Raw genomic sequence first — 11,627 nt, forward strand, 5'->3', positions numbered from 1 at the left:
ATCTGCTTGAGCCGCAGCAGCGGTCAGACGGCGAGGATCAGGAAAATTGCCGGCCGCTTGTGGAGATCGATAGCCGGTTTCTTTTTCCAGTCGGCCACAGTGCGGCTGGCGATGGTTTCCGTTTCCAGCGTCAGATCGACGGCGACGCAGACCAACGTCGACGGCGCGCACGTCGCCAGCAACGTGTCGAGCAGTGGCTTATTCCGATAGGGCGTCTCGATAAAGATCTGCGTTTGTTTGGCTTTGCGCGACTGCTGTTCCAGGTCGCGCAGGCGCTTGGCCCGTTCGGTGGCGTCGACCGGCAGATAGCCGTGGAACGCAAAACTCTGGCCATTCAGGCCGGAAGCCATCAACGCCAGCAGAATCGAACTCGGTCCGACAAACGGTACGACCTTCACGCCGCGCTCATGCGCGCGGCGCACCAGCAGGGCGCCCGGGTCGGCGACCGCCGGACAGCCGGCTTCGGACACGAGACCCGCATCCGTCCCCGCAAGCAAAGGCGCGAGCAGTTTGTCGATCTCACCGGCCGGCGTGTTGACGTTTAGTTCGCGAATCTCGATTTCCTGGATCGGCTTTTCGGTGCCGACTTTCTTCAGGAAAGCGCGGGTGGTTTTCGCGTTTTCGCCGATGTAATAGCTGAGCGACGCAGCGCGGGCGCGCACCGGCGCGGGCAGGACGGCGTCGAGCGCGTCGGCATCGCCTTCGCCTAGTGTGTTCGGGATCAGATATAAGGTGCCGCTCATTGCGCCCCCAGGAGTGGATAGTCCACTGCGAGCAGCATGCGCGACAGTGCGATCAGCGGCAGTCCGACCAGTGCGGTCGGGTCGTCCGAGTGAATTGCTTCGAGCAGCGCGATGCCGAGGCCTTCGGATTTGGCGCTGCCCGCGACGTCGTAGGGCGTTTCGGCACGCAGATAGGCGTCCAGCGCGGCGTCCGGCAGCTCGCGGAATTGCACGCGAGTGATGACGTCGACGGTTTGCGCCGCCCCCGAACGGCTGTCGAACAGGCACAGCGCACTATGAAACAGCACTTCGCGGCCACGCATTGCCTGCAATTGGGCGAGCGCCTTGTCATGCGTACCGGGCTTGCCGATCTGAAGGCCGTCGTAAGTGGCGACCTGATCCGAGCCGATCACGAGCACGGCTTCACCGGCGCCGAGCTTGGCTGCCGCCGCGCGGGCTTTTGCCTCGGCGAGGCGCAGGGCCGTCACTTCGGGCGTTTCGCCGGCGAGCGGCGTTTCGTCGATCGCCGGCACGACGACATCGAACGGAATGCGCAGGCGCTCGAGCAGCTCGCGACGATAAGGTGAACTCGACGCCAGAATCAGGCGTGGCGGGCGGTTGAGGGAATCTGGCATGTGCAACCAACGGCTAGAGAGGCGGGTCGTACGGGGTTGTGCGGGTGGCGCACGTGTACGGGCTTAAGTGTTTGACTCGAAAAGACAAAACGGATATGATTTCGGGCTTTTCATCGGTATGCTATTGCACAGGCGGGCCGCTGCTTAGGTAACACGCTTGGGTAACACCGAGCAATACCGACTGAGCAACGCCGGGCAGCGCATGAGTTCCGCGGACTGCTTTGCAAACCGATTTACCCCCGGCGAAATCCTTGCCGACGCAGGAGCGCACATGACTCAACATCCTGGCAACCCTGCTGGTCTGTCCGACCCGCACGATATCGATCTGTTCGAATTTGCGCGGAGTGGGCGTCAGGCCGCGGGTGTCGTGCGCGTCTCGCAACTGCCGCGCATGTTAAACGAAGTCCCGGTTGAAGCGCCAGACCGCGATACCGCGTTCACCTGGCAAGCCGAAGGGGCGACGCAGCCGGAATTGCAGGACGACGGCACCGAGGGTCCGCAGCCTTATCTGAGGCTGGCGATTCACGGTGCTGCATGGCTCGAATGTCAGCGGTGCATGACACCGTATCTGCAGGCGTTCAATGTCGATGCAACTTACCGGATCGTCAGCACTGAGGCGGAAGCCGAAGAGTTTCCGCTCGACGAGGATGAAGTCGAAGTGATCGTGGGCTCGCGCCAGTTCGATCTCATCGACTTGATCGAAGAAGAGTTGCTGCTTTCCTTGCCGCTCGTGCCCAAGCACGAGGTGTGTCCCGAAGTGCACGAGAGCCTCGTCTCTGGTGTGGCTGGAGCAGAAGGCGAGGGCGACGAGGCTGCGCCGGACGAAGCTGGTGAGGGCGGTGAGCCCGAACGGCCTAATCCGTTTGCGGCGCTCGAAAGTCTCAAGCGCGGTGAGCCGGGCGACAAGAAGCACTGAACAGTTGCATGGGAGCGCGAAGCGGGCGCATTGGCCATTCGGTCAATGGCGGACACCGGGTCGGGCTGTGTTAGAATTCGGAAAATTTTTAGGAGTTAGTCATGGCAGTTCAACAAAATAAGAAGTCGCCGTCGAAGCGCGGCATGCACCGTTCGCACGATTTCCTGACGGCAGCGCCGCTGGCCGTGGAACCGAGCACGGGCGAAGTGCATCTGCGTCACCACGTTAGCCCGAACGGCTACTATCGCGGCAAGAAAGTCGTCAAGACGAAGAACGACTAATCGTTTCACTGCGTTGCGCCCCTTGGCGTTTCGCGTGGCGATCGGCTCGCTTGACATTTTCCCGGCTCGGCAAAAAGGCGGCATTCATCTGCCGCTTTTTTGTGTCGATCGCAGTTGGCGCTGTAGCGCTTACTGTGGTCCCATGCAGGGCGCCTGAAATTCGTCGCACTCCATGACAGTAAAGCTCACGATAGATTGCATGGGAGGCGACCACGGCCCGTCCGTGACCGTTCCCGCAGCCGTCAACTTCGTTCGTTCGCATCCCGATGCTGAGCTGCTGCTCGTCGGCATTGAAAGTGCGATTCGTGCGCAGCTAAAGAAGTTGAAGGCTCAAGACCTGCCGGCGCTGACCGTCGTACCTGCTTCCGAAATCGTCGCCATGGACGATCCGGTCGAAGTCGCGCTGCGCAAGAAAAAAGACTCATCCATGCGCGTGGCGCTGAATCGCGTCAAGGAAGGCGAGGCGCAAGCCTGCATTTCCGCCGGCAATACCGGCGCGCTGATGGCGGTCTCGCGCTATGTGCTGAAAACGCTGTCGGGCATCGAGCGCCCGGCCATTGCGTCAGCACTGCCCAATCCCAATGGCTACACGATGATGCTCGACCTGGGCGCCAACGTCGATTGCGAGCCGCAGCATCTGCTGCAGTTCGCGGAGATGGGGCACGCGCTCGTGTCCGCGCTCGAAGGCAAGGAGCGGCCCACCATCGGCCTGCTCAACATCGGCGAAGAAGTCATCAAGGGCAACGACACCATCAAACGTGCCGGCGAACTGCTGCGCGCGAGTACACTTAACTTTCACGGTAACGTTGAAGGCAACGACATCTTCAAGGGCACGGTCGACGTGATCGTCTGCGACGGTTTTGTCGGCAATGTCGCGCTGAAGACGTCGGAAGGCCTCGCGCAGATGCTCTCCAACATCATCAAGGAAGAGTTCGGCCGCTCGTGGCTCACCAAGGTGATGGCGGTGCTCGCCTTGCCGGTATTGATGCGTTTCAAGAAACGCGTCGATCATCGGCAATACAACGGCGCCGCGTTGCTGGGCCTGCGTGGGCTGGTGATCAAAAGCCACGGTTCGGCGGATGCCTACGCGTTTGAGTGGGCTATCAAACGCGGGTATGATGCCGTCAAAAACGGCGTGCTGGAACGCCTTGCGCGAGCAATGGAAGAGAATGCAGGTTCTCTCGAACAGGCAGCGCGCGATGCAAGCGGTGCGGGTCACGCAAGCCCGATCGCAGGCCAGCCAGCCGAGCCCTACGCTGCGCAATCCTCGAAGGCATAATGGCTCAATCGACAATTTATTCCCGCGTGCTGGGCACCGGCAGCTACCTGCCGCCCGGGCGCGTCACCAATCAGGATCTGGCCGAACGTCTCGCCAAGCAAGGTGTCGAGACGAGCGACGAGTGGATCGTTGCCCGCACGGGCATCCATGCACGCCACTTCGCCGAACCCGATGTCACCACCAGCGATCTGGCGCTGATAGCCTCGCAGCGCGCGATCGAAGCGGCCGATATCGATCCGCAATCCATCGATCTGATCATCGTTGCAACCTCCACGCCTGACTTCGTGTTTCCGAGTACGGCGTGCCTGTTGCAGAACAAGCTCGGCATCAAGAACCACGGCGCGGCATTCGACGTGCAGGCCGTTTGTTCCGGCTTTGCTTACGCGGTGGCAATGGCGGATAGCCTGATTCGCGGCGGCCAGCATCGCACGGCGCTCGTAATCGGCGCGGAAACCTTCTCGCGCATTCTCGATTTCAAGGATCGCACCACCTGCGTGCTGTTCGGTGACGGCGCCGGCGCGGTGATCCTGCAGGCGTCCGAAGAACCGGGCGTGCTGGCGAGCGCTTTGCATGCCGACGGCAGCCATTCGAACATTCTCTGCACGCCGGGCAATGTGAACGGCGGCGTGATCGAGGGCAGCGCGTTCCTGCATATGGACGGCCAGGCTGTGTTCAAGCTCGCGGTCAATGTGCTCGAAAAGGTTGCAGTCGAGGCACTCGCAAAAGCGAATCTGTCGGCCGAGCAGATCGACTGGCTGATTCCGCATCAGGCCAATATCCGCATCATGCAAAGCACCTGCCGCAAGCTTGGCTTGCCGCAGGAACGCATGGTCGTCACGGTGGGCGAGCACGGCAATACGTCGGCTGCGTCCATTCCGCTCGCATTCGACGTCGCGGTGCGCGACGGCCGCATCAAGCGCGGCCAGAACGTGCTGATCGAAGGCGTTGGCGGCGGCTTCACCTGGGGCGCGTCGGTTATCCGCTACTGATAGCGGCGACGTTATGGCGAGCGCTCCTTGCGGCGCTCGGCTACGCTTGAGCGCGCTTGCCATCAACCGGGCGCGCCACCCACATCTGACAACACCGATTTTGGGGACGATATGAAATTTGCGTTCGTTTTTCCTGGGCAAGGTTCGCAGTCGGTCGGCATGCTCAACGCATTCGCTGATCACGCGGTCGTGCGTGAGACGGTTCAGGAAGCGTCCGACGCGCTCAATCAGGACCTCGGCAAGCTGATCGCCGAAGGCCCCGCCGAAGATCTGAACCTCACCACCAATACCCAGCCGGTCATGCTGACCGCCGCGTACGCGATTTATCGCGCGTGGCAGCAGGCGGGCGGCCCGAAGCCGGCTATCGTCGCCGGCCATAGCCTCGGCGAATACACCGCGCTGGTCGCGGCGGGCGCGATCGCGTTTCGCGATGCTGTGCCGCTCGTGCGGTTTCGCGCGCAGGCTATGCAAACGGCCGTGCCGGTCGGCGTTGGCGGCATGGCCGCGATTCTCGGCCTCGATGACGACACAGTCCGCGCGGTTTGCACCGAAGCGTCGGTCGCGGGTGTCGTCGAAGCAGTGAATTTCAACGCGCCGGCGCAAGTCGTGATCGCCGGTCACAAGGCCGCTGTCGAAAAGGCCTGCGAAGTCGCGAAGGCGAAGGGCGCAAAGCGCGCGTTGCCGCTGCCGGTGTCTGCGCCGTTCCACTCGTCGCTGCTCCAGCCCGCGTCGGATCAATTGCGCGAGTATCTGGCCAGCGTCGACGTGCAGGTGCCGTCGATTCCGGTGATCAACAACGTCGACGTCGCGGTGGTCAACGAACCGGCAAAGATCAAGGATGCGCTGGTGCGTCAGGCAGCCGGTCCGGTGCGCTGGGTCGAAAGCGTGCAGGCGATGGCGGCGCAAGGCGTCACGCATGTGATCGAATGTGGACCCGGCAAGGTCCTCGCGGGCTTGACGAAGCGTATCGACGGCAATCTGGTCGGCGCCTCGGTGTTCGACCCGGCTTCGCTCGAAGAAACGCTCAAGCTGGTGACGGCAGGCTGAACGCCGTTTCATAGGGCGCAAGCAAGGCGCCAGGCTCGACATCAAGAATCAATCAGCCCTCCGAAAGGGCATCCGGACTGACAGATGGAAAAGACTCTCGACAAGCAGATCGCAATCGTGACGGGCGCGTCGCGCGGCATTGGCCGTGCAATCGCGATGGAACTGGCGCGCCAGGGCGCGACAGTGATCGGCACGGCAACCAGCGAAAGCGGCGCGGCAGCGATCAGCGAAGCCTTTAACGCGGCTGGCTTGAGCGGCCGCGGCGCGGTGCTCAACGTGAACGACGCCGCCGCAGCCGAAGCGCTGATCGACGGCACCGTGAAGGAATTCGGCGCGCTGCACGTGCTGGTGAACAACGCCGGCATCACGCAGGATCAGCTCGCCATGCGCATGAAGGACGACGACTGGGATGCGGTGATCGACACCAATCTCAAGTCGGTCTTCCGCCTGTCGCGCGCAGTGCTGCGTCCGATGATGAAGGCCAAGGGCGGCCGCATCATCAACATCACGTCGGTGGTCGGCTCGGCAGGCAACCCCGGGCAGGTCAACTATGCAGCCGCGAAAGCGGGCGTAGCAGGCATGACGCGCGCACTGGCACGCGAGATCGGCAGCCGCGGCATCACGGTGAATTGCGTCGCGCCGGGCTTCATTGACACCGACATGACCAAGACCCTGCCGGAAGAGCAGCAAACCGCGCTGAAGACGCAGATTCCGCTCGGCCGCCTCGGCAGCCCGGACGATATCGCGCATGCCGTGGCGTTCCTCGCGTCGCCGCAAGCGGGCTATATCACCGGCACGACATTGCATGTGAACGGCGGAATGTACATGTCGTAACCAAATTCGGTTACTATCCGCGCCTTGATGCGTTTGCAAAAGCGTAAGGCGCATGCCTTGACAGGAACCCGATGCGCCGCTTTTTTGCCGGGTCAAACCTGATAAAATGCGCGCACCTGTATTTTTGAACTTCTTTTCCCTTGGAGGGGTAATGGACAATATCGAACAGCGCGTCAAGAAGATCGTCGCAGAACAACTGGGCGTTGCAGAAGCTGAGATCAAGAACGAAGCTTCGTTCGTGAACGACCTCGGTGCCGACTCGCTCGACACCGTTGAACTCGTGATGGCCCTCGAAGACGAATTCGGCATGGAAATTCCGGATGAAGAAGCCGAGAAGATCACTACCGTTCAGCAAGCGATCGACTACGCTCGCGCGAACGTCAAGGCCTAAAGTCATCCGCGCCTGCGTTCCTGCGTTGGCGGCGTATGACGCCCTGCCGTGTCGGTTTCCGACGCCAGCAGGGCTGGCGCTTTTTGCCGTGCAGGAGGCAGCGATGTTGACAGCGCAACTTTTCGCGCGATTGCCGACTTTCAAGAAAACGCCGGGCCGCCCTGCGTTTTCCGCCCCGAAGGAAGTCCCCTTGGGGGATTGCCCCCCTCGGGGGCACCTGGTGCGAAGCGCCAGGGGTAGGGGCGGCTAACAGCCACAGGGCACACAGGGCAGGTTCCTGTGGCCGCTGTGGCTTTTGTGCTTTTGTCATCTATGAAAAAGGGGTTACCGTGAGCCGCCGTCGTGTTGTTGTTACAGGCCTGGGGCTGATTTCGCCTGTTGGCAATAATGTTGCCGACGGCTGGGCCAATCTGGTCGCCGGCAAGTCGGGTATTGCCAATATCACGAAGTTCGATGCGTCGAACTTTTCGACTCGTTTCGCCGGCGAGGTGAAGGGCTTCAATATCGAGGACTACATCCCCGGTAAGGAAGCGCGCCACATGGATACGTTCATCCATTACGGCGTCGCGGCCGGCATCCAGGCGATGCAGGACAGCGGCCTCGAAGTCACCGACGAGAATTCGGAGCGCATCGGCGTGGTGGTCGGTTCGGGCATCGGCGGCCTGCCGATGATCGAAGCGACGCAAACCGAGCTGCTCAATCGCGGCCCGCGCCGTATTTCGCCGTTCTTTGTGCCGGCATCGATCATCAACATGATCTCCGGCCACCTGTCGATCAAGTTCGGCATCAAGGGTCCGAATCTCGCCATCGTTACCGCGTGTACGACGGGTCTGCACTGTATCGGCGAGGCTTCGCGCCTGATCGAATACGGCGACGCCGACGTGATGATCGCAGGCGGTGCCGAATCGACAGTGTCGCCGCTCGGCGTCGGCGGTTTTGCGGCGGCGCGGGCGCTGTCGCAGCGCAACGACGATCCGGCAACGGCGAGCCGTCCGTGGGACAAGGATCGCGACGGTTTCGTGCTGGGCGAAGGCGCTGGCGTGATGGTGCTCGAAGAGTACGAACACGCGAAGGCGCGCGGCGCGAAGATTTACGCCGAAATCAGCGGCTACGGGATGAGCGGCGACGCCTATCACATGACCGCTCCGCTGGAAGATGGTGACGGTGCGCGCCGCTGCATGCTGGCCGCCTTGAAGAACGCGGGCATCAATTCGGATCAGGTGAATTACCTGAACGCGCACGGCACGTCCACGCCGCTGGGCGACCTGGCTGAAACCACCGGCATCAAACGCGCTTTCGGCGACCACGCAAAAGACATGGTCGTGAATTCGACCAAGTCGATGACCGGTCACCTGTTGGGCGGCGCCGGCGGTCTGGAATCCGTGTTCACCGTGCTTGCCGTGCATCATCAGGTGTCGCCGCCGACGATCAACATCTTCAATCAGGATCCGGCCTGCGATCTCGATTACTGCGCCAACACTGCGCGGGAGATGAAGATCGACGTTGCGCTGAAGAACTCGTTCGGGTTCGGCGGCACAAACGGCACGCTGGTCTTCAAGCGCGCCTGATCGCCCGATCGTTTGGTGACACACCAGTCGAAAACGCCGGCTTGCCCGGCGGTTTCCCTCGAATCGGCAACGCCCGACGGAGCGCCGCAGCGGATTACGTTGCGGCGCTCCGTTGCCATGTGCGCCGCTTTGGGGGTGTTCGTCCTGATGGCGACTGGCGCTGTCTATACCTGCTTCGCGTCGCATCTGGGCGCCTGGCAGGCGGTTCCCTTGACGCTTGCCGTGTGGACGCTGCTGACGCTCTGTGCGGTAAAACATGAGCATGCGCAGCCGGTCGCGCTGAAAATCGGCCCGGACGGATTGTCCGCCTGGAACCGGGCCGGCAATTTGCTGGCGCAAGGCCGCATTGCCGGCTGTGCGCAATGGAGCGGTCGCCTGCTCGTTCTGGCGCTGGCGCCGGATCATGGACGCTCCCGCACGCTGCTTCTTGCTGCTGACGCGCTTCCTGCGTCCGTTTTCCGGGAGCTGGCCGTGCTGGGCCGGCGTGGCGCCGGTGCGTGACTGTAACGACTGTAACCGTGTTACCGGAGTAACGTGCCGCGATGATGGGGACGCTACAATGGTCCCCCGCCATGCGCCCTATAGTTAACGGATTTATCAGGTGAGCGAAAAAGAAATTGATCAGGTGCTGGTCGAGCGCGTCCAGAAGGGCGACAAGGCCGCGTTCGAGCTTCTGGTCTCCAAATACCACCGCAAGATTCTCCGGCTGATCTCCCGTCTCGTGCGGGACCCGGCCGAAGTGGAAGACGTCGCTCAGGACGCCTTTATCAAGGCGTACCGGGCGTTGCCGCAATTTCGCGGCGAATCGGCCTTTTATACGTGGTTGTACCGGATTGCGGTCAATACGGCAAAGAACTACCTTGCGACCCAAGGGCGGCGCGCACCGACTTCGACCGAAGCAGATGCTGAAGAAGCTGAAACTTTCTCGGACGCCGACCAACTAAGGGATATCAACACGCCTGAGTCGATGTTGATGAGCAAGCAGATCGCTGAGACGGTCAATGCTGCGATGGCGGTTTTACCGGAAGAGTTGCGTACCGCCATTACTCTTCGTGAAATTGAAGGTTTGAGTTACGAGGAAATCGCTGAGATGATGGGTTGCCCAATTGGCACAGTCAGATCACGAATTTTCCGCGCTCGCGAAGCCATTGCGGCAAAATTGCGTCCGTTGCTTGACACACCTGAAGGCAAGCGCTGGTAAACACCAGCCCGCCGGACGGGGCGCGGGTGCAATATCTGGATTAGTGGTGTCACTACGGGGTATTTGTAAGATGGGGAGCATCATGGGGTCGGTCTCGATGCAATCGCAAGCCAGCTCGCGCGGCGAGCGTCTGTCCGCTTTTGTCGACGGTGAGCTGTTCGGCGAAGAGCATCTGAACACGTTTGTTTCCGAACTGGACGGCGAAGATCGTGCCGCCTGGTCGTGCTATCACCTGATCGGCGACGCTCTGCGTTCCGACGATCTGGCGGTCAGCCCGGCGGCGAGCAGCGCGTTCCTGAACGGTTTTGCGGCGCGTTTCGACAATGAGCCGCACGTGCTCGCGCCTGCCGCAATGCCGGTCGCGCGCCGTTTGCTGGCGCTGCGCCGCCGCGTTGTGCCGGCCTTTGCTGTCGCCGCCGCCGCTGCCACGCTGACGTGGATCGTCGTGCCGCAACTGCAAGGCGTGCCGGGCGGCCCGGGTGTGGCGCAAGTCGCGTCGTCCCAGTCGCACGGCGATTCGCTGCAACGTGTGGCCATGGCATCGGTGCCGGCCGCTACGCTCCAGCCGGTCGCGCAAGACGCCAACATCATTCGCGACGCCAGTCTCGACCAGTACCTGGAAGCTCACCAGCAATTCGCGCAACAACCGGTCATGCCGGGCTCGATGCCGCTGATTCGCGCTGCCGCCGTTTCTACGCAAGGCCAATAGTTTGATGCAGACTCCGCGGTTGAATAAAACGACTATCTGGGGGCGGCTGCCGGCATTTCTGTTCTGCGCAGCCGTATTGTTGTCCGCCACGCCGCGGGTCTTTGCACAAACCGACGATCCACTCGTCGCCCGTCGCACGGCCGCGGAGTTGCTCGATCGAATCCATCAGGCCGCCCAGCAGCAGAACTACGAGGGCGCGTTCGTCTATCAGCGCGGTAATTTCGTTCAGACGTCGCGGATCGCGCACTACGCGACCCGTACTGACGGCGAATTCGAGCAACTCGAAAGTCTCGACGGCAAGCCGCGCAAAATGCTTCGCCACAACGAAGATCTCTACACGTTCGTGCCTGAGCGGCATCTGTGCGTGGTCGAGAAGCGCCAGAACAAAGATTCGTTTCCTGCGCTGCTCGCTGTAAGCGGCGAGCAGGTGCTGTCTGTGTACGAGCCGAAGCTGCTCGGCGACGACCGCGTCGCGGGTATCGACAGCCAGGTGATCGAGCTCGACCCGAAAGACGCGTATCGCTTTGCCTACAAGCTGTGGGCCGATAAGAAGACTGGCCTGCTGCTGCGTGCGCAGACGCTTGACCCGAATGGCCAGGTGCTTGAGCAGTTGTCGTTTTCGCAGATTCGCATCGGCGTGCCGGTCGACAAGACCGCTATCGTCAACGGCATTCGTAATACAACAGGTTGGACGGTAGTGCGTCCGCCGGTCGAGCCGGTCGATATGGCTGCGCAAGGCTGGCAGATCGCACCGACGGTACCGGGCTTCCGCAAGATTCGCGAGCTTCGCCGCCCCATGGCCGCGCGTGACGCGGGCCAGCCCACCATTCCGGTTGATCAGGCTGTATTCTCCGATGGCCTTGCGGCCATTTCGGTATTCGTCGAGCCGGTCGAGAACAATACCCGCAAGGAAGGCGCGGGCAGTAGCGGCGCCACGCACGTACTGGTCAAGCGGCGCGGCGACTTCTGGATTACTCTGCTTGGTGAAGTGCCCCAGACCACATTGCAGCAATTTGCGTCTGCCATAGAATATAAAGCTCCGAAGTAATCCTCCG

14 protein-coding genes are annotated in these 11,627 nt (G+C 61.8%); 12 read left to right on the forward strand and 2 right to left on the reverse strand.

The window, feature by feature from the left end; translation table 11 throughout:
* Positions 1–23 precede the first annotated feature (23 nt).
* Positions 24–743, reverse strand: coding sequence for an SAM-dependent methyltransferase (locus M0D64_RS14680; protein WP_200618368.1), 720 nt, complete (start codon positions 741–743; stop codon positions 24–26).
* A complete protein-coding gene (locus tag M0D64_RS14685; protein ID WP_266258226.1) occupies positions 740–1,357 on the reverse strand; it encodes a Maf-like protein in 618 nt (205 codons plus the stop codon). Before M0D64_RS14685 ends, M0D64_RS14680 begins: the two co-directional genes overlap by 4 nt.
* Positions 1,358–1,628: 271 nt before the next feature.
* Between M0D64_RS14685 and M0D64_RS14690 the strand changes: the two genes are divergently transcribed.
* The 12 genes from M0D64_RS14690 (at position 1,629) to M0D64_RS14745 (ending at position 11,620) form a co-directional block, all read left to right on the forward strand.
* The gene (locus M0D64_RS14690; protein WP_154560644.1) at positions 1,629–2,273 is read left to right on the forward strand and encodes a DUF177 domain-containing protein; all 645 of its coding nucleotides are present in this window, start codon (positions 1,629–1,631) and stop codon (positions 2,271–2,273) included.
* Positions 2,274–2,374: 101 nt separating this feature from the next.
* The gene (rpmF, locus tag M0D64_RS14695; protein ID WP_006051932.1) at positions 2,375–2,554 is read left to right on the forward strand and encodes a 50S ribosomal protein L32; all 180 of its coding nucleotides are present in this window, start codon (positions 2,375–2,377) and stop codon (positions 2,552–2,554) included.
* 172 nt (positions 2,555–2,726) lie between these two features.
* A complete protein-coding gene (gene plsX, locus M0D64_RS14700) occupies positions 2,727–3,833 on the forward strand; it encodes a phosphate acyltransferase PlsX (RefSeq protein WP_097390021.1) in 1,107 nt (368 codons plus the stop codon).
* Complete coding sequence (locus M0D64_RS14705; protein ID WP_266258227.1) at positions 3,833–4,822, forward strand: beta-ketoacyl-ACP synthase III; 990 nt, start codon at positions 3,833–3,835, stop codon at positions 4,820–4,822. Before plsX ends, M0D64_RS14705 begins: the two co-directional genes overlap by 1 nt.
* A gap of 111 nt (positions 4,823–4,933) precedes the next feature.
* Positions 4,934–5,869, forward strand: a complete 936-nt coding sequence (fabD, locus tag M0D64_RS14710) for an ACP S-malonyltransferase (RefSeq protein WP_266258228.1) — start codon at positions 4,934–4,936, stop codon at positions 5,867–5,869.
* Positions 5,870–5,953: 84 nt separating this feature from the next.
* A complete protein-coding gene (gene fabG, locus M0D64_RS14715; protein WP_154560647.1) occupies positions 5,954–6,703 on the forward strand; it encodes a 3-oxoacyl-ACP reductase FabG in 750 nt (249 codons plus the stop codon).
* 151 nt (positions 6,704–6,854) lie between these two features.
* Positions 6,855–7,094, forward strand: coding sequence for an acyl carrier protein (gene acpP / locus M0D64_RS14720; protein WP_004197638.1), 240 nt, complete (start codon positions 6,855–6,857; stop codon positions 7,092–7,094).
* 329 nt (positions 7,095–7,423) lie between these two features.
* On the forward strand, positions 7,424–8,662 hold the full coding sequence (gene fabF, locus M0D64_RS14725; RefSeq protein ID WP_093640472.1) for a beta-ketoacyl-ACP synthase II: 1,239 nt from the start codon (positions 7,424–7,426) through the stop codon (positions 8,660–8,662).
* 117 nt (positions 8,663–8,779) lie between these two features.
* On the forward strand, positions 8,780–9,163 hold the full coding sequence (locus M0D64_RS14730) for a protein YgfX (RefSeq protein WP_171925411.1): 384 nt from the start codon (positions 8,780–8,782) through the stop codon (positions 9,161–9,163).
* A 100-nt stretch (positions 9,164–9,263) separates the two neighbouring features.
* Positions 9,264–9,863 carry an RNA polymerase sigma factor RpoE gene (gene rpoE, locus M0D64_RS14735; RefSeq protein WP_006051939.1) on the forward strand — a complete coding sequence of 200 codons (600 nt, stop codon included), beginning with the start codon at positions 9,264–9,266 and terminating at the stop codon, positions 9,861–9,863.
* An 82-nt stretch (positions 9,864–9,945) separates the two neighbouring features.
* The gene (locus M0D64_RS14740; RefSeq protein WP_266258229.1) at positions 9,946–10,572 is read left to right on the forward strand and encodes a sigma-E factor negative regulatory protein; all 627 of its coding nucleotides are present in this window, start codon (positions 9,946–9,948) and stop codon (positions 10,570–10,572) included.
* Between the two features lie 4 nt (positions 10,573–10,576).
* Positions 10,577–11,620, forward strand: a complete 1,044-nt coding sequence (locus M0D64_RS14745; RefSeq protein ID WP_266258230.1) for a MucB/RseB C-terminal domain-containing protein — start codon at positions 10,577–10,579, stop codon at positions 11,618–11,620.
* The last annotated feature ends 7 nt before the right edge of the window (positions 11,621–11,627 follow it).

This window comes from Paraburkholderia sp. WS6, assembly GCF_030464835.1.
Classification (GTDB): domain Bacteria; phylum Pseudomonadota; class Gammaproteobacteria; order Burkholderiales; family Burkholderiaceae; genus Paraburkholderia; species Paraburkholderia madseniana.